Annotated in this window: 29 protein-coding genes; 27 read left to right on the forward strand and 2 right to left on the reverse strand. The window is 46.5% G+C overall.

What is annotated here, in order from left to right; translation table 11 throughout:
* Positions 1 to 40 precede the first annotated feature (40 nt).
* The 15 genes from BLW34_RS04905 (at position 41) to terL (ending at position 7,545) form a co-directional block, all read left to right on the forward strand.
* Entirely contained in the window at positions 41 to 229 is a 189-nt protein-coding gene (locus BLW34_RS04905; RefSeq protein ID WP_143037865.1) for a DUF1737 domain-containing protein, read from the forward strand.
* The gene (locus BLW34_RS04910; protein WP_090540896.1) at positions 226 to 414 is read left to right on the forward strand and encodes a hypothetical protein; all 189 of its coding nucleotides are present in this window, start codon (positions 226 to 228) and stop codon (positions 412 to 414) included. Before BLW34_RS04905 ends, BLW34_RS04910 begins: the two co-directional genes overlap by 4 nt.
* A gap of 6 nt (positions 415 to 420) precedes the next feature.
* Complete coding sequence (locus BLW34_RS04915; protein ID WP_090576388.1) at positions 421 to 900, forward strand: hypothetical protein; 480 nt, start codon at positions 421 to 423, stop codon at positions 898 to 900.
* Positions 897 to 1,895 (forward strand): DNA cytosine methyltransferase, encoded by a 999-nt coding sequence (locus BLW34_RS04920; protein WP_090576391.1) that lies wholly within the window; start codon positions 897 to 899, stop codon positions 1,893 to 1,895. The genes BLW34_RS04915 and BLW34_RS04920 overlap by 4 nt, the downstream gene beginning before the upstream one ends.
* 16 nt (positions 1,896 to 1,911) lie before the next feature.
* A complete protein-coding gene (locus BLW34_RS17335; protein ID WP_371263912.1) occupies positions 1,912 to 2,178 on the forward strand; it encodes a hypothetical protein in 267 nt (88 codons plus the stop codon).
* Positions 2,179 to 2,379, forward strand: coding sequence for a DUF7696 family protein (locus BLW34_RS04930; protein WP_090576398.1), 201 nt, complete (start codon positions 2,179 to 2,181; stop codon positions 2,377 to 2,379).
* An 89-nt stretch (positions 2,380 to 2,468) separates the two neighbouring features.
* Positions 2,469 to 2,906, forward strand: a complete 438-nt coding sequence (locus tag BLW34_RS04935; RefSeq protein ID WP_218138776.1) for a hypothetical protein — start codon at positions 2,469 to 2,471, stop codon at positions 2,904 to 2,906.
* On the forward strand, positions 2,903 to 3,106 hold the full coding sequence (locus BLW34_RS04940) for a hypothetical protein (protein WP_090576402.1): 204 nt from the start codon (positions 2,903 to 2,905) through the stop codon (positions 3,104 to 3,106). The genes BLW34_RS04935 and BLW34_RS04940 overlap by 4 nt, the downstream gene beginning before the upstream one ends.
* Positions 3,107 to 3,145: 39 nt before the next feature.
* A complete protein-coding gene (locus tag BLW34_RS04945) occupies positions 3,146 to 3,679 on the forward strand; it encodes a hypothetical protein (RefSeq protein WP_090576405.1) in 534 nt (177 codons plus the stop codon).
* Positions 3,680 to 3,713: 34 nt separating this feature from the next.
* Positions 3,714 to 4,013 (forward strand): hypothetical protein, encoded by a 300-nt coding sequence (locus BLW34_RS04950; RefSeq protein ID WP_090576408.1) that lies wholly within the window; start codon positions 3,714 to 3,716, stop codon positions 4,011 to 4,013.
* Positions 4,014 to 4,029: 16 nt separating this feature from the next.
* A complete protein-coding gene (locus BLW34_RS04955; protein WP_090540919.1) occupies positions 4,030 to 4,314 on the forward strand; it encodes a hypothetical protein in 285 nt (94 codons plus the stop codon).
* A 77-nt stretch (positions 4,315 to 4,391) separates the two neighbouring features.
* On the forward strand, positions 4,392 to 4,601 hold the full coding sequence (locus BLW34_RS15505) for a hypothetical protein (protein WP_143037866.1): 210 nt from the start codon (positions 4,392 to 4,394) through the stop codon (positions 4,599 to 4,601).
* Positions 4,582 to 5,100 carry a hypothetical protein gene (locus BLW34_RS04960; RefSeq protein WP_090576412.1) on the forward strand — a complete coding sequence of 173 codons (519 nt, stop codon included), beginning with the start codon at positions 4,582 to 4,584 and terminating at the stop codon, positions 5,098 to 5,100. Before BLW34_RS15505 ends, BLW34_RS04960 begins: the two co-directional genes overlap by 20 nt.
* A 10-nt stretch (positions 5,101 to 5,110) precedes the next feature.
* Complete coding sequence (locus BLW34_RS04965) at positions 5,111 to 6,022, forward strand: HNH endonuclease (RefSeq protein WP_090576415.1); 912 nt, start codon at positions 5,111 to 5,113, stop codon at positions 6,020 to 6,022.
* The gene (gene terL / locus BLW34_RS04970) at positions 6,022 to 7,545 is read left to right on the forward strand and encodes a phage terminase large subunit (protein ID WP_090576418.1); all 1,524 of its coding nucleotides are present in this window, start codon (positions 6,022 to 6,024) and stop codon (positions 7,543 to 7,545) included. The genes BLW34_RS04965 and terL overlap by 1 nt, the downstream gene beginning before the upstream one ends.
* 89 nt (positions 7,546 to 7,634) lie before the next feature.
* Here terL and BLW34_RS04975 read toward each other — a convergent pair whose 3' ends face one another.
* Positions 7,635 to 8,105: a YkvA family protein gene (locus BLW34_RS04975; protein WP_177165961.1), complete on the reverse strand. Its 471-nt coding sequence runs from the start codon at positions 8,103 to 8,105 to the stop codon at positions 7,635 to 7,637.
* A gap of 110 nt (positions 8,106 to 8,215) precedes the next feature.
* The gene (locus BLW34_RS16375; RefSeq protein ID WP_218138777.1) at positions 8,216 to 8,680 is read right to left on the reverse strand and encodes an HNH endonuclease; all 465 of its coding nucleotides are present in this window, start codon (positions 8,678 to 8,680) and stop codon (positions 8,216 to 8,218) included.
* A gap of 177 nt (positions 8,681 to 8,857) precedes the next feature.
* Between BLW34_RS16375 and BLW34_RS04985 the strand changes: the two genes are divergently transcribed.
* The 12 genes from BLW34_RS04985 (at position 8,858) to BLW34_RS05040 (ending at position 18,633) form a co-directional block, all read left to right on the forward strand.
* Complete coding sequence (locus tag BLW34_RS04985; RefSeq protein WP_090576421.1) at positions 8,858 to 9,190, forward strand: hypothetical protein; 333 nt, start codon at positions 8,858 to 8,860, stop codon at positions 9,188 to 9,190.
* Positions 9,191 to 9,438: 248 nt separating this feature from the next.
* A complete protein-coding gene (locus BLW34_RS04990; RefSeq protein WP_090576424.1) occupies positions 9,439 to 10,263 on the forward strand; it encodes a BRO family protein in 825 nt (274 codons plus the stop codon).
* Between the two features lie 26 nt (positions 10,264 to 10,289).
* Positions 10,290 to 11,408, forward strand: coding sequence for a tetratricopeptide repeat protein (locus BLW34_RS04995; protein WP_090576428.1), 1,119 nt, complete (start codon positions 10,290 to 10,292; stop codon positions 11,406 to 11,408).
* Between the two features lie 95 nt (positions 11,409 to 11,503).
* Positions 11,504 to 11,815: a DUF4258 domain-containing protein gene (locus BLW34_RS05000; protein ID WP_090576431.1), complete on the forward strand. Its 312-nt coding sequence runs from the start codon at positions 11,504 to 11,506 to the stop codon at positions 11,813 to 11,815.
* Between the two features lie 13 nt (positions 11,816 to 11,828).
* Positions 11,829 to 12,269: a helix-turn-helix domain-containing protein gene (locus BLW34_RS05005; RefSeq protein WP_090576435.1), complete on the forward strand. Its 441-nt coding sequence runs from the start codon at positions 11,829 to 11,831 to the stop codon at positions 12,267 to 12,269.
* A gap of 53 nt (positions 12,270 to 12,322) precedes the next feature.
* Positions 12,323 to 14,062, forward strand: a complete 1,740-nt coding sequence (locus tag BLW34_RS05010; RefSeq protein ID WP_090576438.1) for a phage portal protein — start codon at positions 12,323 to 12,325, stop codon at positions 14,060 to 14,062.
* A gap of 11 nt (positions 14,063 to 14,073) precedes the next feature.
* Positions 14,074 to 14,367 carry a hypothetical protein gene (locus tag BLW34_RS05015; protein ID WP_090576441.1) on the forward strand — a complete coding sequence of 98 codons (294 nt, stop codon included), beginning with the start codon at positions 14,074 to 14,076 and terminating at the stop codon, positions 14,365 to 14,367.
* Positions 14,364 to 15,854, forward strand: a complete 1,491-nt coding sequence (locus tag BLW34_RS05020) for a hypothetical protein (RefSeq protein WP_090576444.1) — start codon at positions 14,364 to 14,366, stop codon at positions 15,852 to 15,854. Before BLW34_RS05015 ends, BLW34_RS05020 begins: the two co-directional genes overlap by 4 nt.
* Positions 15,835 to 16,065: a hypothetical protein gene (locus BLW34_RS05025; protein ID WP_090576447.1), complete on the forward strand. Its 231-nt coding sequence runs from the start codon at positions 15,835 to 15,837 to the stop codon at positions 16,063 to 16,065. The genes BLW34_RS05020 and BLW34_RS05025 overlap by 20 nt, the downstream gene beginning before the upstream one ends.
* On the forward strand, positions 16,028 to 16,609 hold the full coding sequence (locus tag BLW34_RS05030; RefSeq protein WP_090576449.1) for an HD domain-containing protein: 582 nt from the start codon (positions 16,028 to 16,030) through the stop codon (positions 16,607 to 16,609). Before BLW34_RS05025 ends, BLW34_RS05030 begins: the two co-directional genes overlap by 38 nt.
* Positions 16,610 to 16,897: 288 nt before the next feature.
* Positions 16,898 to 18,058 (forward strand): hypothetical protein, encoded by a 1,161-nt coding sequence (locus BLW34_RS05035; protein WP_090576453.1) that lies wholly within the window; start codon positions 16,898 to 16,900, stop codon positions 18,056 to 18,058.
* On the forward strand, positions 18,055 to 18,633 hold the full coding sequence (locus BLW34_RS05040) for a hypothetical protein (RefSeq protein WP_090576456.1): 579 nt from the start codon (positions 18,055 to 18,057) through the stop codon (positions 18,631 to 18,633). Before BLW34_RS05035 ends, BLW34_RS05040 begins: the two co-directional genes overlap by 4 nt.
* The last annotated feature ends 50 nt before the right edge of the window (positions 18,634 to 18,683 follow it).

An 18,683-nucleotide genomic window follows, 5' to 3' on the forward strand; every position in this document is an offset into this window, starting at 1 on the left:
ACAGAAAAAGCAAATAAACGAAGGGAAGAGGAAAAAGAAAATGATTGGCCCTGTTAGCGATTACACGATTTTAAAAGAATCCGAGATGCCCGATCTGATTGATCGCGTTTGCCAATGCATCACGCTAGGCTGGGAGCCGCTTGGGTCGCCATTTGCAGATGGTGGTAATCATATTTCTGGCAGGCAATGGTGCCAGGCAATGGTCAAGAGGGAGGGAAGTAGGAAATGAGCGGGGAGCATTTTTACAGTTGCGCAATCGTCGATAGAAATAACCATCCGCTACATGACACATCAATGTCTGGATTGAATGAGAAAGACCTGCAGAAAGTCGCGGATATCTACAATGATGCAGCGCCTATGAATGCGGATACTAACGCGCCATACCGTGTGGTTAAGCTGTTTTTCAAGGATTAGAGAGAGATGCAGCAAGTTCGCAAGAAACCGTCCAAAGAAAAATTGATGTTCAAGGTGACTAAGGGTGCGCTTGTGCCGGCAGATTCTTACACGTCTGAAAGGCTAAGAGTGCGCAGGTATCGGATTGGTGACTTAGTGGCGGTGATCATCTCCAAAATCCGTTCGCCTGGTTTTAATCGGCTAGCTCATCGTATCGGGCAGTTGGTTGTAGCTAATATCGATGATTTTCATGGGATGGACGCTCATGACGCGCTTAAAAAAATCCAGCTGGAAGGGAACATTGCCTGCGATGAAATGATGGTGGATTTTGGTGAGGGTGAAGTGAAATATCGCATACCGAGAAGCTTGTCTTTTGAGTCGATGGAGGAAGGGGAATTCAGGCAGGTTGCGGTGAAATTTTGCGAGTACATCGCAAATCGGTATTGGCCTGATCTTGATCCAGAGCAGATTGAGCACATGGCTCAGAGTTTTGTGGAGGCGGCGTGAAAGCTTACTACAACGAATTTGATCGCGATGCTGCTGCTTGGCTGCGGCAGCTAATTAATGGTGGATTGATTGCTGACGGGGAAGTGGATGAGCGAAGCATTACTGAAGTTGAAGCAAATGACCTTGTGGGATTCGACAGATGCCATTTTTTCGCTGGGGTTGGAACTTGGGACTATTGCCTTAACGAAGCTGGATGGGGAAATAGACCGGTCTGGACAGCAAGCCTTCCCTGCCAGCCTTTCAGTGTCGCCGGAAAAGGATTCGGTAAGTCTGATGAACGGCACTTGCTCCCACACTTCGTTGAATTGGTCAGACAGTGCAAGCCTGACACTTTGTTTGGAGAGCAGGTTGCGTCAGCAATTCGCCACGGTTGGCTCGATGATTTACATGCAGAAATGGGTAAAGAAGGTTACGCCGTCGGGCATTGCGTATTCGGAGCACACAGCATCGGCACCGCGCACATCAGACAAAGGCTTTACTGGGTTGCCAACTCCATTCGCACCGGATCACAAGGGAAGGTATCAGGGCGGGAGGACGAGAAACGGCAAGCTCTCGAAAGACTCACTGGATGTCGTGGCGCAGATAGCTGGATGGGCATCACCAACAGCAACAGACTCAAGCAGAGGAGTGAAGCCGCCGAGGCCGCACGATACAGGAATACCGTTGACGCAACAGGTGGGGTTGATAGCCGGGTGGAGCACTCCAAGAGCAAACAAATGGGGATTCCCGGACAGTCACGGAAGCGACGAGAGGCCGATGTTGTCGAATGGCTCTACTGCCGAGACAACAAATACCGGCCAGTTAAATCCGGCCTTAAGCCGCTGGTTGATAGGACTTCCACCGGAGTGGTGTACAGCGGCAATCAAAACCAAGAGATCAATGCCGACTACTCGCTTGAAGCAAAAACAATGAGGTTAAGAGGGTATGGCAACGCCATTGTGGCAGGGTGTGGGATTGAGTTTATTTCAGCATTTATGGATGTGATGCATGACTAAAGCAGAAAAAGACCATATGTCTGCAGTTGCCTCAACCTGCTGCGTAATCTGCCGCGAGTTCGATGGAGTGAGAACGCCCGGCCAGGTTCATCACGTTGCAGATGGTAGTAACCCTAGAAGCAGTTTCATGACGATTTGTCTTTGTGAATCTCACCACGTTGGACATGTGGGGCTGCACGGCATGGGCCCAAAGAAGTTCTGCAAATTATTCAGATTGCCGAATGAGTTTTATCTGCTTGGGCTGCAGAACAAATATCTGGCGATAGATAGAGGATCGAGATGAATGGATACAAGCTCAGAAGAGTATAGAGCCGCATGTGAGGCCGAAGAGGTTTTCAGACTATTCAAAACCAAAGAAGAGCGCAGGGCTTACATAGATGGTGTTGAGAAAAAAAGAGGAATCGCTGCGGCAAACAAGCTTAGATCAGATGTTTATGACGAGTGGTATAGGAGAAAAAATGGAAGCGGAGCAGGCAATAAATAAAAACTGGATGATTTCGTTTTTGAGTAAGTACGAGCTGTCACGATCCTTCCGTCATTTATACAAGAAGAAGAGGGAGGAGGGTTAAATGCATGGCGATTTATTCGAATGAATTTAGAAAAGAGATGGAAAAGCGATTTGCAGAAAATGCGGGCTTGTCATCTGCTAAAAAGAAAAATAATACCCTGCAAGAATTACAGGCGCTAGGAAGGTTAAAGGAGCGCCAGATGAATAAGCTGGAACTGGCGTACTCTCAGCATCTTGAAGCGCTGAAAGCATGCGGATATGTGCTTTGGCACGAATTCGAGGCGGTAAAGCTTAGGCTTGCGGACAACACGCACTACACGGTTGATTTCATGGTGATGAGAGCCAACGGCGAGCTGGAAGCTCATGAAGTAAAGGGCGGGTATGCGTTTGACGATTCGTTGGTTAAGCTGAAATGCGCGGCAGAGAAATTTCCCTGGCCATTCTACCTGGTGAAAAAGGGCAAGGACGGTACCTGGGATATCAGCAAGGTGGAAAATAAATGAGAGAAGAGCATCTAACCCGATTGTCATTTAGAGACCCGCTCAAGGTTTTGATGGTGAAGGAATCCAGAACGTGCAAGGGGTGTGTGCATGAGCATCGTGAGCGTGCGTTTGGTCAGGACGTAGTGGTGTGCACCAGAATGGATGCTGATGGCAGACAACGCAAGCACGGCAGAAGATGTAAGGACTACAAAGAAAATTGATGGTTGTTACTGGTGCTTAACTGACAAGGAATGTTGGAGATGGAGCCTATCAAATACTTTTTAAGAGGGGATTGTCCTGGGGAATATTTCGAGTGCAGCAGATTATCTGCAACACTGACTAAATCATCGTGCGCCGATATGTGGCGTCAAGCACGCAAGGAAAAAGATAACTTCCGTCTTCATCACTGCAGGAACTGCAAGATAGGCGCAATGCATGCCGGAGAGCATGAAATATCTACATCGCGTCTATCAGGTAAAAGAATCTGCGCCAGGTGTCACAGGCCATCCAATCGATTTATCAGCGACAATATTTGTGTGAGCTGCTACAACAGGCAACAAGAGTGGTTGAAGGGGAAGAATGCTAAAGGCACTAAGCCGATTAAACAAAGGCCATTGAAACCAATGAGTGTGCCGTATGTAACTGGTGACGAATTGCATATTGCAAGGGCTGTACTTGCAGAATCGACGAATGAAATGATTATTAGAATGCTGAGAGACAGTCAGAAAAACGTACGGTTTGGTTTTTATAGAAAGGCGCTTGCGATTGAAGCCAGAGAGTTGGTATCTGACTGATCATATCTGCCGGAACTGCTTTGGACGCATTCTGGTGAGATACAAAAGCCGGGCAATTCAGCGCGTAGAGAATGCGCAACTTGATTTGTTTGCTGATGCTTCTGGTCAGAAAACGATTAAGGAGGCTGCGGGTGAACGTGTCTGGAGGGAGGTAGGCAAGGTATTCAGATGTGCTGATTGCGGACAGATAGCAGTTTCTGATGATCACAGGGATATCTGTTGCTGTGGTCTCAAGCTGAAAGACGGTACTGATTTAGGGATTAGATGTGTGTATTCGGATAATCCAAACGAGCCATATCAAACTGAAATTATAGCCAAGCAGATAGATGATTAATTAAAAGGAGAAAGAGGTGGAAGAACAAAACAATGCAAGTGGAGTGCCAGAGCTTGAAGTCAGCAAGCTCGATATCAAGGATGGTGACATTCTGCTTATTCGTATTCCCGCCGGGAAGGTGCCCGATAAAGAAGCACAAATGTACTTCTCGGCATTGAGGGATAGATTAACTACTCTGGGCTTTAAAGACGTGACCGTTCTCGTTTTGGACGCAGAGATTGATATAGAAACGCTTGATGAAAGAATCATGAGTAAGTACGGGTGGGTTAAGGCTCCTAAAGCGGAAAGTATGCTGCATTGATTATCGATCGTGATGTTAGGTTAATGTGTATTCCGGCAAGAGTACAAATCACAATAAACTGGATAGCAATTAAACACATGACATTACCTTACGATGTAGAGAGATGTAAAGGAAAGAACGCGCTTTTGTGTCAACGATGCATGCGGCGCGAACCGGGCGACCAGGTTGCGCAGTGGTTTATCACTCCGGCTTTGACGCTGGATGGCTGCCAGAATTTTATTGGTTATTCATTCCTGAACGCCAAAACGATAGAGGGAGGGCTGGTAAGTGGCTCGACTAACTCCTGAGCAATGGAATGATATTCGTGCCAAATTTGAAGTAGGTGCTTCTGCCAGAGAGTTATCCGCGATATTCGGTATTTCTCATACGGCAATTAATAAAAAGGCCGAGAAAGAAGGATGGACGCGGAGTATTGAACCGGCGATCAGGCGGAAAGTTTCCGAGAAAGTTTCCGGCTATGTTTCCAGTGACAACCTTTCAAAACGGGCTGAGGCGATTGATGCTGAAGCGGAGCGCCGTGCCGCCGTTATTGAACGGCATCGTGAAGAATGGCCGACGGTTCGCGAGATGGTGGAGGCAGGCTGCAAAACTCATAGTGAGGCATCAAGTCTTGAGGAAAAGCGTATCGCGTTCGAAGACTTGAAAGCAGCCAAGATTGCGAGTGAAACGTTGAAGATCATTCAGGATGGGGAGAGGAAAGCCTGGAATTTAGATCAAATTGTGGACGTGACGACGCTTACGGATGAGCAATTGGCGGCGATAGCTAAAGGGAGAATGCCAGTTTAATTACAAGAACATGGTGACTGCTAAAGATATGACCGGAATGGTGTTTGGTCGCTTCACGGTAATTCGTCGTGATTCCGAAAGAAAAAGCCATTCTGGTTCAAGGTGGATATGCCGTTGTGAATGCGGCAACGAGAAATCCATAATTCGAGGCAATCTAATCAGTGGACAAATCAAGTCATGTGGTTGCCTCCTTCTTGGCGATCCAGCTAAGGTTTGCGGGCGAACACTTGGCGTATCCATTAATTATTTGCCAGGAGAGAGGTTTGGTCGTTTGGTCGTAATTTCTACATGCGAATCTAAAAAAGGAATGTCTCAATTCAATACGCGCTGTGATTGTGGAAAGGATGTTACGGTTACAGGTCTGTATTTAAGAAAAAGCAAGAATCCTTCGTGTGGTTGCTACGAGTATGAAAACGCTAGAAATAGGCGATTGATAAATTTATCTGGCGAGCGATTTGGCAAACTTACTGCTGTTGAGCGATCTGGAAAAAATTCTTCAGGCCACACATTGTGGTTGTGCAAATGTGACTGTGGATGTGAAAAGAAAGTTTCTCTTTCTTCATTGCGAAGTGGGCGCACTATTTCATGCGGGTGCGCTAAATCAGATAGTGTCGTTTGGATGCCAAATAATGCACTCAGATATTCTCGCCATCGAGGTTCTATTCGTCGTGCGCTGAGGCATGGTGCTAATGGAAAATTCACAGAGAAAGAGATTGAAGAATTAAATAAAAAACAAAAAGGTCGCTGTGCTTATTGTGGTGCAAAGTTTGGTAACTCATATGATCGCGATCACATTCAGCCTCTGAGCAAAGGTGGAAGTAACGCGATTGACAATATTCAATTGTTATGTCGATCTTGCAATGGTCGTAAAAATGCCAAAGATCCGTTTACATGGGCTAATGAGATTGGGATGCTGTTGTAATGGTTATTCCGTTATCTATTCGGGCAGCGGCTGAGCTGGAAATTCGCCGCCGCCGCACAGAAGAACTTAAGCGGATTAATGGTGATTCGGAAACTATACGTGAGCGTTTGGGAATGCCGCAGCTTCACCCTGCTCAAATAAGAATGCTCGCAGAAAGTCGACGTTACAATGTCGCTTCGTGTGGCAGAAGGTTCGGGAAAACTTTCCTCTCTGCTGATGTGCTCCTTGATGGCCCTCGAAAAAAGGGAGCGCTTCATGGGTACCCGGTGGCGTTGTATGCCCCCACCTATCAAACCATGCTTGAATCGTGGCGGAATCTAGTTTATCTGCTGAAACCCATTACTTCCCAGAAATCAGAGCAGAATAAGCGTATTGACCTAAATACTGGTGGGTGTATTGAGTTCTGGTCATTGGACAATCCTGATGCTGGCCGGGGCAGGAAGTATGCCACGGTAGTTATCGATGAGGCCGCCATGATAAAACGACTGGAAGAATCATGGAGTCAGAACATACAGCCGCTTTTGCTTGATTACCAAGGAGAGGCATGGATTGTTAGCACTCCGAAGGGTGATAATTTCTTCAAGACTCTGTTTGATTATGGTCATGCCGCAAATCCGGCGCGAGATGACCAATGGCAATCCTGGCAGATACCGACTTGGGAAAATCCTCATATCAATCGGGAAGATATTGAAAGAATGCGCTCTAGCATGCCTCGTTTGGCGTTCATGCAGGAGATCGAGGCGCAATTCGTAACTTTCGCTGGCACGTTCATTAAGGCAGAGCATCTCCATAGCGGTCAGCCACCGGAGGGTATGACGCTGTATCAGGGAGTTGATCTTGCAATTTCAATGAAGGAAAACGCTGACTATACTGCAATTGTTACTGTTGGTGTGGATAAGAACACAGGCCGCGTGTGGATAGTAGATGCAGAACGAAGGCGAGTTGGTTTCCGGGATGCGTTGGATTTTATCCAAAGTAAAGCGGAAAGATGGCGCCCAGAATCGATTGCTATTGAAGTGGTGCAATATCAGGCTGCTGTAGTAGAGGAATTATTGCGCTCTACCGATCTTCCTGTGCGACAGGTAAGACCAGATAAAGATAAATTGACGCGTGCACAAGGCTTGATTACACGATACGAGAACGGGCTTGTCTGGCATGCAGAGACACTTCCACAAGAGTTTATCAACGAACTATTATCGTTTGGCCCGGACTGTGAGCATGATGATATGGTCGATGCCGCTGTTTATGGATACATGATGACTGGAGACTATGGGAAAACATTATTTATTCTGCCAAAAAATCCTGAGACAGAAGTGATGCAGAAACGTCAAGCAATGGTCGAAAGGGGTATGCCTGGCTTACCTGATGGCGTGATGGGAATACTCGAAAAGCAGCCTACGGAAAGCGAGGTGTGCGGCAATTGCACGGCGTTCAACTCTGAAACCAAGCTGTGTGAAGAGCGGCACGTGAAGGTGCGTGCACACGATCCTGGATGTTCATTATTTGTGGAGGCGGAGGGTTGAAATAAATAAAAATCTAATTGGCTATTATTCTACTTTTGAAATAACCGGCGCGCTTTAACACGTTCAGTTGATTGAGTCGTTGGGCGTGCTCACGGTTGCGCCATGAGCGCTTCATAGCCCCACACGATGCAGAGCGCAGCCAACAGTAGCCAAATTGCGATGATTACTGCGCCAGCAACCCGGCTTACTGTTTTTCCATTTTTAATGGTTTCCTGTGCTCGTGTTCGGCATTCAGCCAGAACAGAATGGGGAACCAGCTTGATTGCCAATGCAATACCCAGAGGTATCAGGATGAGATCATCCAGGTAGCCAAGAACAGGCACAAAGTCCGGAATAAGATCAATAGGACTGAAGGCATAAGCAACGATACCGGCAACGAGAAGCTTGGCATACCAAGGTGTCCGTGGGTCGCGGGCAGCAAGATAAAGCGCAAAGGTTTCCGCCTTGAGATGGCGCGCGCGTTGTTTCAATTTTTCGAGCACTACCACTGCCTCGCTAAATAGACGCCCAACGCCTTGGTTAACCGGCGCCGGAGCACGAAGTGCGGAGGGTACCGACATAGGCCATGAAAATGCCGAAGGCATGGCCTATGTTGGCGTCCGCGTTGAACCCCCAGTTAGGCTGGGGAGCGTAGGCACGGTGTTGCATGTCAGTTTTAATGATGGAAGTGTCAAACATCGCTTTGTGAGCCACCCTTTGCACCATTCGGATAACTGATAACGGCCGCAACGTTACCAACTGGTGCCGTTACTTGAACGCCTATCACTGCTCCGTTCGCGTAGCCATCCTGTCTTCCATCGCGATGCTTGACCTGATACGAGCCTCCAGGAAGTACCTTAATGCGCCCAGCATTAGCACCTCCTCGAGTTGATGTGTTTTGCGAATCGCAGTTCGGGCAAAGTAAACGGAGGTTTTCAGTTCTGTTGTCTCTCGAATTTCCTGACTCGTGATCCAGTATGAGCGGCAACGGCTTACCGTTCCATTGCAGTGGCACGGAAAAAAACTGGCAAGAAGAGTTATCGCATCGTTCAGGTAGGCCTTGGCGTTTTCGCCATGCTAAGTAGTGTCTGCGGACAGTTTGTCGCGACTTGGGGTGGTCGGACATACAAAGCACGGAAGTTTGGTCTGGTTGCATGAGAACTTCCTATTGGTGACGAAAGCCTAACTAGAATTAGACCTCCGAAATGACGCAATATATTACGTCAAAAATGAAATATAACTCGGAAAGTTGCATGCTATTTTCTTATGATTAATAGAATTGCGTCGGTTTAGCTTTCATCATAATAACAATCTTCGCTAGATCCACAAATATATGAAATTTATATCCGCATTAGTAACCATTCTTATTTCCCATCTGGCATTTGCTTCTGGAGATCACATCCAACCAGATAAGTTGGGCGGCTACTTCACTAAAGAGGACCATTACCAATCAGACAGGATGGGCGGTTACTATGCCCCTAACGGAGAGCACCTGCAATCAGATGGTAGGGGCGGCTACTTTACGCAAAAAGGTCATGTTCAGACTGATAACCAAGGTGGTTATTATGCTCCACAAGGGCATTATCAATCGGACGGCAGGGGTGGATACTTCACCCCTGATGGCAAGCATATTCAGTCTGACGGAATGGGTGGGTGGTATAAGTAAGTTATTTGACACGACAATGCAAGGGGGATATATTGCAGATAAGTGCTCAAAACACTTCGCATAGCGGACTAACCTGCGCCCGATAGTCGTGGTTTTTTTACGTCCATAGTTTTCCTATGGCCGGGTGTTAGGCTAATAAAAGACCTGTCTTGACAGGGAATATGCCAGCCGTCTATGCGCGGTTTTGAGCACCCGGCCACCCTCTCAAAAAGGGTGAATACTCAAAATAAATCGCATAGGAGGTCATCATGACTGCTCTTTCTTTAGCTTTTCAATCCACTCAATTCGACGTTGTAGACCGTAACAACCAGCCTTGGCTAAGGAGCCTCCAGATCGGAGGTGCCTTGGGATATGCCAAGCCAGACCACTCGATTTGGAAATTGTACGAATCTAACAAAGACGAATTCACCGACGCCATGACTGCCTTGGTTGAATTAGAAACTAATGGCGGAAAACAGAAAGTAAGAATTTTCTCCCTTCGTGGTGCTCATCTTCTCGCCATGTTCGCCCGCACAAAAATCGCTAAAGAATTCAGGAAATGGGTTCTGGATATCCTGGATCGGGAAACTCAACTACCGAGCAATCCTCAGCAGTTCATTACACCCGAGCAAACCAACGAAATTTACACTCTGGTTTGCGAGCGCTTCCCAGATGGCCGTGACCGTGTGTACGCATGGAGCCGCTTCAACAATCATTTTCGTATCAATAGCTACAAAAATTTACTGTTTACAAAATACGAGGAGGCTTGCCGGTATATCCCTTCCATTCCAGGCAAGAAAGAAGTTAGGACGTTACCCGCTCCTATGCCTGCGATCAAACCACCCGTTTGGACAAAGCCCGATCCTGCGGGCTCAGCAGACGCAATACGCAGCATCCAAACAATGAGAAGCATCATTACGGAATTGCAGACCTGGTGTCATGAGCTTCCCATTGAAGCAGGGATGCCGCTATGGGAAGCACTGGATGATGTTAAGAGGCTCCTAATAACTGGCTCAACAGAAGTAAGCGAAGCATTGATGCATATCGGCATCGCCACTCGCTACCTGAATCGCTGGATGGGTAGGAGCCAATAGAAAGCACAGCACAGGAAAGGGCCTAGATGCTCTTTCCTTTCTCAAGCAAAATAAAAAGGAAGAATAAGATGAAAAAATGGTTGTTTGTGATGATGCTGTTTCTTAGTGCTTGTGCAGTTCCTCAGGAATCCCAAAGAACATCGTATTGGGATAGTATGAATAATTCCGAGAAGAGCGCTTTCTTGACACAGCAATTTGCGAAATCTGGAGACTCAAATGAGCAGCTAAAACTTGGTGATGCTTATATGGATGGCTTAGGAATGCCACAGGATTCTGAGAAAGCATTTTACTGGACTGAAAAAGCAGCTAATGGTTGGGCTCGTGGAGCAAATTATAAAGTAGGAATCATGTACCAAAAAGGAATCGGCGTTGAACAAAACTCTGTTAAAGCCGCAGAACATTTCTTAAAAGCAATAGAGAGAGATGTTGATAAAAAAGCAATGATACATTTAGGCGAAATGTATTTGAATGGGGATGGCGTTGAGAAAAATATAGAAAAAGGTATTTCTCTCTATGAGAGGGCTGCTGAGGGAGGCGATGCTGATGCTCAATTCGCATTGGGAAAAATTTATTTCAATGATTACCGTGTGCCTAAGAATATAAAGCAAGCTCACTACTGGTTGACTACATCTGCTAAAAATGGATATTCAGATCAGGTAAACAGTCTTTTGAATGATTTGGATAAAGAATTAGCTCAGGCTGAGGCTGATGAGCAAGAGAAGGCTAGAAAAGCGAAAACCGAGCTTAATGAAGCTATAAGAAGCCAGTCCTATGTTAAACAGTTAAGGCAAAAATACGGAAAACGCTTGAGGTATGAAACCGCTCACGCGCAAACAAGGATTCAATCCTTCAATATTGATTGCCGTGCAAACGATGGGCGCTATCTTCCACTTGAGAATGTCTTGCTTGCCAAGATGGCTTCTCTTGATAGTAAACAAGCATATCTGACTATCCGTGCAACTAACCGTGGTGACGATGTAAGAATCTACGATGAGCTGATAAGTGCAGACGGCAGACGCATGGGCTCAATACCTATGTTTGAGATTAATAAATGGGGGGAATTGCGTACATTAGCAGATGTCAGGATTGAGGCTATCCTAAATAGTTGTTTTGGCAGTTTCGGTCCAATATGGGCAAGCAGGTAAGCAAGCGCCGCTAAAATACGGATCGTCTCAATCATCTTGTTTTTGCGCAAATAAACCGTTAGAATTTAACGGTCAATAAATAAAATAATACCCGCATGAGCAATATTGTTGCTTTGGATTTGACATGCGCTAACGCAAAACAATTAATAGCTGAAATAGCGAAAGACAGCGCCAGAGTATTCTATACAACTCATGCGGAAAAGCGCATGAAGGAGCGCAAAATCACAAGATCGCAGGTTCAGCGTTGCTTGCTACATGGGAAAATAACTGAAGGTCCGTACCGTGATATTCACGGCAAATGGTGTTTAACTTTGGAAACATTTTCGGCTGGAGAGCCAGTGGCGGTAGTTGCCGCCCTTGATAAAGACTCTGATGGAAGCATGATTATTATAATAACGTCTTATTGAGGAGGGGATCAGCATGTTGCATTATACAAGCTGCGGGCTACAAAATATTTGGCTTAGGAACGGATATACAACTGTTAAAACTGCTTATGGAGAAGCCACTTCCATTCATGATCTGGATGGCTTGCATAAAGCTATTGGGCTGTATTTGGTTAATAACAAACCAAGATTAACAGGCGCGGAACTGCGGTTTCTACGGAAAGAACTTGATTTGTCACAATCTCATTTAGCTACCATGCTTGGTGTTAGCGAGCCATCAATCAGGGGGTGGGAGAATAATCGTTCTAAAGTATCTGCTCCAGCAGAAAAAATACTAAGAGCGATGTATGCGGCAAAAGTGAATGGGCATAGAGATATAAATTCTCTATTGGAGAGGATAAGCCAATTAAACCGTGACATTCATTCAGTCAAGATAGAGCTTGAAGAAACCAAATCGGGGTGGAAACAAGCTGCTTAAGCTGAAATATGTAGGCCAATAACAAAAGGGTGTCGTGATGCTACTTTCATGGCATGAACGACACTCCCTCACAAGTAGCTTTCAACGAAGTAGCGCCACAAGATGAGCGCTATGACGCCCATGCAGAGTTACAAAAAAGTGCATTATCAGAATTAATTCCGCGCCCTGAGATACAGCCGGTCATTGACTATATTCTTGATGACTTGGCTGAACAGGAAATGAGAAAGGCTTTAGCGAAGCCGAATATCATTCCTTTCCCTTCTAAAGCAGTCAAGAATAAGCAACCTGGCATGCAATCCGTGTATCTGGACGATATGCAGGTATCGGTCATGGGGCACTACTACGATAAGCCTGGCGTGTTCAGCTTCGACTCCATGCGTGCCATGGTCGAACAGACGCCGATACTCAATTCCGTGATCATGACACGTATCCGCCAGGTTCAGCGGTTCTGCAGGATACAGGAATCCGGTCGCGGGCCTGGCTTCGAGATCAAGCTCAAAGACCGTGAGGCAGAGGTAACGGATACCAACCGTCAATCCATCCAATTGATGCAGGATTTCATGCTTAACTGCGGGTGGGAAGCAAAACCACGCCAGAGAATGCGGCTTAAGCGCGACGATTTCACGTCATTCGTGGCCAAGCTGACTCGGGATAGTCTTACCATGGATTCAATGGCTATCGAGACAGAATACAAGCGTGACAGAAAGCTTGGGATGGATGGATTGTATGCCGTGGATGGTTCCACGATCAGGCTTTGCACGGAAGATGGTTATGAGGGCGATGACGAGATATTCGCGCTGCAGGTGGTGCAGGGGCGCATCCGTACTGCCTATACCTATGACGATCTGATCTATGTGCCGCGCAATCCGCGTACGGATGTATTAACTGGTGGTTATGGTCTGGCTGAGACCGAGTTATTGATTCGCGTGGTCACGGGATTTTTAAACGCCATGACCTACAATCAGAAGTATTTCGATAGTAACGCGATTCCCAAAGGGCTGTTGCACTTATCCGGAAATTATTCCGAGAAAGACCTGTCGGCATTCAAGCGCTACTGGAATGCAATGGTGAAGGGTGTCAACAATGCCTGGACGTTGCCGGTCATGGTATCCAAGGATCAGGAATCCCGCGCGGCCTTCGAGCGCTTTGGTGTCGATGTCGATGAGATGATGTTCTCGAAATGGATGACATTCCTGGCATCGATCATCTGTGCCATTTACGGCATTTCTCCTGATGAGATTAATTTTGAGTCATTCAGCGCAAGCAAATCATCTCTTTCTGGCTCAGACACGTCTGAGAAGCTGGCAAATTCAAAAGACAGCGGCTTACGTCCACTTCTGACTTATCTGGAAAATATTTTCTCGGATTTCATTATTCAGGATTTCAGCGAGCAATATGTGTTTCGCTGGACAGGGCTCGATGAGGAAGACGAAGAAAAGCGCCATGAAATTCGCAAGCTGGTACTCAAGGTCAATGAAATACGCGCCCAAGAAGGTTACGACAAACTAAATGACAAATGGGGTGAGGCCCCTGTCAATCCTGCCTTGCTTGGCGCTTGGCAGTCCGAACAGCAACAGAATGATCAAGATTTTGGTAACCCGGACGAGCAAGGCAGTAATTCTGACCAGGAAGATCAATCTGATTTTGGCGATGCAGGAGAGAATCAAGGCGATCAGCAAGAAGCGGATTATGGCGATGCGGGTGATAACGATGATGAGACTGCAATCGAGTCCGATGATGAAGAAAATTTAGGAAAGTCTTTCGGTCTGCCTGTTTACACATTTGAAGTTTAGCGGAGAAGTTAATGGAGTCTCAAGAGCAGAGAGAGTTGCCGCGTTACAAAGGTCACAAAGAGGTTTGTGCTTTAAAAATTAAGAAAGTTATCAGAAACCAACAATCTTTTGCAATTACGTTAAGTTTTGAAGAGGAAGGCTATTCTGATCTAGCTGTCAGTGAGGAATGGTTGATCAGACATCGACCGCAAGCAGGAGGTTATTACGTTGTTTGCCAAGATGGATATGTGTCGTATTCGTCAGCCAAGGCATTTGAGGATGGCTATACGCTTATACGACCAGTGGGACCATTGGGGGTTGTTTGAAAAATCAGAAATTGCCTAGTAGAGCTATTGCTGGCGATGAAATCTTCTTCCATCACAAAGATGCGCCGTGCTGCGGAAAGGTATTGTCTGTCGGCAAGCATGGCGTGACGGTCGATCAGGAAGGGAAGCAGCATCGCGTCACGTGGGAGCGGGTGCTAGGACACAAGAAACGTATATCACCAAAACTAAAAATACTGCATGAAGGCGAGGACGGCATGATCGTAGAAGATGCTATGGGCAAGAAGCGCTTCGTGCATATTCCGTCAGATGCTAAAGAGGATCAATACATGGTTAAAGCATTGTCTGATAAACGGCTATTGTTGTTTACAAAGTCAGAGAAGATCGCTAATCGTGCAGGCCTTCACCTGGAAAACAGGACGGACCGTACAGGACGAAATCAAAAAAAATGGGTACGAAGTGGCCAGGATGAAACGAAAGGCGATAAACAAACCAAAACAAGTGAGTCTGAGCAAAATAGCAGCCATGGGCAGACAGAATTTGGCGCACACAATATTAAAGCTGGGCAAAAAGTGCAATTCAAGCTGGGCGAGCTTGCTGGTGAAGGCAAAGTTGTTGGCAATCCGGGTGCTGATGGTGCGCATGTTAAGGATTCAAGCGGCCATATTCATCAGGTGCGCTGGGATCAGGTAACAGGGAATAGTTCGCATAATTCTGAGAGTGATAACAAAGGAGCTGGCGATGATCAGCAAGGCCAAAGCAAGCTATTTGATGACGAATTCGTTGCATCACTGCCTAGCATAGCAAAACAGCCACATGATAACTGGGAAGACCTGGTTAAACATGGCAAGGAAGGTCTGGAGCAATTCAATGAGATGTTAGGCAAGGTCCAGCAGGTTATGGGATTGAAATCTGGACACAATCCAGATGATATTACTGATGAGCAATGGGGGAATGACGACGGCTATCTATTCATTGCGCCTCTGAAAGGTGAGAAACGGGCAAGAGAAAAAGTAGAGGGAGATTATGATGGTGATTGGTCGCAATTGCGCGATGTGGTTAGGGCGACAATTAGTGTGCCTACTATGGCGCAAGTCAAGCAGGCCGTGGGACATTTGCATGATGTGGGTATTGATCTGGCGCAAAAACCGAAGAACAGGTTTGAGAAGTCTACGCATGAAGGTTATCGCGATTTAATGGCTATTGTTAAGCTGCCTAATGGTATGGTTGCAGAACTGCAAATTCATGTCAAAGCAATGACACAGGCAAAAAATCACGGGCATCACCATTATGGAATCACCCGCTCCTTGCAGACTAAATATAATGAAATCGAGCCTTCTGATAAATGGAGTGATGAGGATCATTCTGAATACTATAAAGCGATCAAGGCTCAACGTAACATATATTCCGAAGCTTGGAGAAAGGCTAATGGAGAGACTAAGAATCAATTGACAAAGGCATTCCTAGGTAGCACAATAATATTGCTGTTTAGGAAGAAGGAGGTGCCAAATGAACATGATTTACATTGAGAATGAAGGCGCTTTGTATCGCGGACCAGCTAGGGGAGTTCCTAGGGAAATCTGGAACGCAAAAGAAAAGAAATTCGTGCCTTACAAGGGCGCTGTCCCTAAGCCAATTGAGTGGGGGTACGAAATTGATGAGGCAGAAGCGCGGGAAATGATGGGTATCGAGGAAGAAGGGAATGGGAAAAATGATCCTGTTCTTCAAGTCGCACATTAGCGGCTACACCCGAGGTAATACCTACGTTCATGACCATTACCGTCGAGCTGCAAAATTTGCGGCTGCCAAGCATAAAGGCCAAACCCGCAAGGATGGCAAAACACCCTACATAACACACCCAGTCCAGGTGGCATCTATTCTGAGTAGAGAGGCCAAAGTAACCGATCCGGTTATCCTGTTAAGCGCATTACTACATGACACACTGGAAGATACCGACACCAGCTACGAGGAATTGGAAGCAGAGTTCGGCAACGAGGTTGCCAATCTGGTGCTGGAAGTGACCAATAATCCAAACCTATCCAAGCTGGATAGCAAAACAGAGCAAATTGCCAAGCCGTGGTCTCCAAAAGCTATCAGACTCAAGATGGCCGACAAGACAGCTAACCTGCGAGATCTGGTTAATGCTCCGCCAGTTGGAATGTCAAAAGACAAAAAGATTGAATACGCCAATCATGCCAGAAAGGTGATTGAAGGCATGAGAGAGCATCCAGAAGCGTTAAAACGATTATTCGATCTAGCCTACCAAATAGTTCTCAGTCACTAAACTGCTTCATTCCATAGCGGTATGGTGTCGTAACGTACCATAATTATCTTCGACAACCTGGGCAAAACTTTTTGCTGCTAAGTATTGTCTTATTAATTACTCCGAGCGTGTGTGTGGGGTGCTTCAAAAAACATCACGCAGCTGGTGAGCAGATCTCCTTTTGCAGAGTTACCCATCCTCTGTTTCTTGCGTGAGCCAGTCGATTCCGTGCGTTAGTCGGCGATTCTATTTTTGCAAGCTGAGAAACCGGCTGCAACTATTGTATGTCGTGACCTGACAATATGTGTCATGACAACGCTTCTAATCGATATAGGCCCATTGAGCGAACATCAATCAGATGAAGCGCTAGAGGCAATCTACAAATCAGTCCACGATCATGGCGGTGATGATTCTATCTGGAATACGCATGAATCCCCATATATCAGACGATTAATCGAGTTATTTACCGAACGAGGATTAACTCGTCTCGAAAAGGTAAGGACAGAGTTAACTGCGTGGGCTAAAGGTGAAAAACACCGTAAAGATAGTCCTGTTCCAAGGCCGGAGGGCATGATACGCCGGTGGGACAAAGGCGAGCTTGCATTGGTCAAGCTCTATCTTGAAGCCTTGCCACCGGAGCAATTCACCCTGGATGATTGGGGAATGGTCGTTGATTTTTTGGTGCAGCGTTATCTGCCGGAAGATGAATTGCGTACCGAAGCAGAATGGCTGGCAACGCGATCAGGATTAATGGGCAAGGTGCAAGCAAACATGCAAAAGTCACCAAACTTGAAGCAGGCAGACAGGTTGCTGGCAGCTATGCCCAATACCGTCAAGGGTGCGTCCAAGCAATTCAAACTATCATCCGTGCAACATGCGGTACTGGACTTTGGGCGTGCGCGTGCAGCCGAAGCAGTGACAAGGCTATCTGACAACGTGCGTCACAAAATGCGTGATGTGATCATGCAGCATGAAGAACAGAAGATGCTCAATGGTGGAGCAGCTACGCCGGGGTCAGCCCTAAAAACGCGATTGTTAGATGAATTTGCCGTATTGAACAGAGATTGGCGGCGTATTGCGTTGACAGAAGCAGGGGAAACCGCCAATCAAGGTTTTATTTCCAGTATGAAGCCTGGCAGCAAATTGAGGCGCGTTGAACAATACGCGAATGCCTGTTCTTTCTGCAGGAAGATTGATGGCGCCATTGTAGAGGTTGTGGAGCCTTCGAAGCCATTAAAGAATCCCGATACGATGGTTTGGCTTGGAAAAACCAATGTGGGGCGTTCATTGTCACCACACAAGCGCGTGGGAGGTGAATTAATCGAGCGCTTGCCGGAAGAACGCTGGTGGATTGCGGCAGGTGTACAGCATCCGCACTGCCGTGGACAGTGGATAAAATTACCTGAATCAAGACCAGAAGACGATCCTGATTTTGCTGAATGGCTAAGAAGAACGTTGGAGCAGATATGATACTTTTCTTGAAAGCTCACCCTATTAATCAGGCCATTTCACGTAGCACGTCAGCAAGCAAATTGAATGATAATGGAATCCGTCGCAATCCTGGCGAACCATCACCAGAGGCTGCTAAGGAAGGAAACTATAAAAAGCCGGTGATGAAGTGGCGTGGTCTGACCATTCGTATCGAGAATCCTGCCGGTTCCGTGCGTCGAGGGAATGGGTGGGAAACCAGAATGAAATATGACTATGGTTATATATCCGGTTCAAACGGGGTCGATGGCGACGAAGTAGATGTGTATATTGGCCCAAATCTCGATGTCACTGAAATGGTTTACGTTGTGCATCAGCGTAAATATGGGGACTGGAACAAGTACGACGAAGATAAATGCTTGATCGGATTTATGAGTGAGGATGAAGCCAAGGCAGCTTACCTTGCGCATTACGATGATCCACGCTTTCTAGGGCCGATAACAGCATTGCCGGTTGAGGAATTTATCGAAAAGGTCAAAGCGACAAGAGAACAGTCTGGAATGATCAAATCGATGATTCTATTCTTCAAAGCCAACGTCAATCGGTGCTCGATTTAATGCTGCGATGATGAATATCTAAGCATTACATTCTTAAAACAAGATTCATA

It is taken from the genome of Nitrosomonas sp. Nm58, assembly GCF_900107335.1.
Classification (GTDB): domain Bacteria; phylum Pseudomonadota; class Gammaproteobacteria; order Burkholderiales; family Nitrosomonadaceae; genus Nitrosomonas.

Bases quoted from the DNA above. Each gene is read 5' to 3' on its own strand.
- BLW34_RS04940 (WP_090576402.1), top strand. From the start codon at position 2,903: ATGAGAGAAGAGCATCTAACCCGATTGTCATTTAGAGACCCGCTCAAG.
- BLW34_RS04985 (WP_090576421.1), top strand. From the start codon at position 8,858: ATGAAATTTATATCCGCATTAGTAACCATTCTTATTTCCCATCTGGCA.
- BLW34_RS16375 (WP_218138777.1), bottom strand. From the start codon at position 8,680: ATGCAACCAGACCAAACTTCCGTGCTTTGTATGTCCGACCACCCCAAG.
- BLW34_RS04930 (WP_090576398.1), top strand. From the start codon at position 2,179: ATGGATACAAGCTCAGAAGAGTATAGAGCCGCATGTGAGGCCGAAGAG.
- BLW34_RS05035 (WP_090576453.1), top strand. From the start codon at position 16,898: ATGACAACGCTTCTAATCGATATAGGCCCATTGAGCGAACATCAATCA.
- BLW34_RS04990 (WP_090576424.1), top strand. From the start codon at position 9,439: ATGACTGCTCTTTCTTTAGCTTTTCAATCCACTCAATTCGACGTTGTA.
- terL (WP_090576418.1), top strand. From the start codon at position 6,022: ATGGTTATTCCGTTATCTATTCGGGCAGCGGCTGAGCTGGAAATTCGC.
- BLW34_RS04905 (WP_143037865.1), top strand. From the start codon at position 41: ATGATTGGCCCTGTTAGCGATTACACGATTTTAAAAGAATCCGAGATG.
- BLW34_RS15505 (WP_143037866.1), top strand. From the start codon at position 4,392: ATGACATTACCTTACGATGTAGAGAGATGTAAAGGAAAGAACGCGCTT.
- BLW34_RS05030 (WP_090576449.1), top strand. From the start codon at position 16,028: ATGGGAAAAATGATCCTGTTCTTCAAGTCGCACATTAGCGGCTACACC.
- BLW34_RS04910 (WP_090540896.1), top strand. From the start codon at position 226: ATGAGCGGGGAGCATTTTTACAGTTGCGCAATCGTCGATAGAAATAAC.
- BLW34_RS04975 (WP_177165961.1), bottom strand. From the start codon at position 8,105: ATGTCGGTACCCTCCGCACTTCGTGCTCCGGCGCCGGTTAACCAAGGC.
- BLW34_RS04935 (WP_218138776.1), top strand. From the start codon at position 2,469: ATGGCGATTTATTCGAATGAATTTAGAAAAGAGATGGAAAAGCGATTT.
- BLW34_RS04995 (WP_090576428.1), top strand. From the start codon at position 10,290: ATGCTCTTTCCTTTCTCAAGCAAAATAAAAAGGAAGAATAAGATGAAA.
- BLW34_RS05005 (WP_090576435.1), top strand. From the start codon at position 11,829: ATGTTGCATTATACAAGCTGCGGGCTACAAAATATTTGGCTTAGGAAC.
- BLW34_RS17335 (WP_371263912.1), top strand. From the start codon at position 1,912: ATGTCTGCAGTTGCCTCAACCTGCTGCGTAATCTGCCGCGAGTTCGAT.
- BLW34_RS04915 (WP_090576388.1), top strand. From the start codon at position 421: ATGCAGCAAGTTCGCAAGAAACCGTCCAAAGAAAAATTGATGTTCAAG.
- BLW34_RS05040 (WP_090576456.1), top strand. From the start codon at position 18,055: ATGATACTTTTCTTGAAAGCTCACCCTATTAATCAGGCCATTTCACGT.
- BLW34_RS05000 (WP_090576431.1), top strand. From the start codon at position 11,504: ATGAGCAATATTGTTGCTTTGGATTTGACATGCGCTAACGCAAAACAA.
- BLW34_RS04965 (WP_090576415.1), top strand. From the start codon at position 5,111: ATGGTGACTGCTAAAGATATGACCGGAATGGTGTTTGGTCGCTTCACG.
- BLW34_RS05010 (WP_090576438.1), top strand. From the start codon at position 12,323: ATGAACGACACTCCCTCACAAGTAGCTTTCAACGAAGTAGCGCCACAA.
- BLW34_RS05015 (WP_090576441.1), top strand. From the start codon at position 14,074: ATGGAGTCTCAAGAGCAGAGAGAGTTGCCGCGTTACAAAGGTCACAAA.
- BLW34_RS05025 (WP_090576447.1), top strand. From the start codon at position 15,835: ATGAACATGATTTACATTGAGAATGAAGGCGCTTTGTATCGCGGACCA.
- BLW34_RS04945 (WP_090576405.1), top strand. From the start codon at position 3,146: ATGGAGCCTATCAAATACTTTTTAAGAGGGGATTGTCCTGGGGAATAT.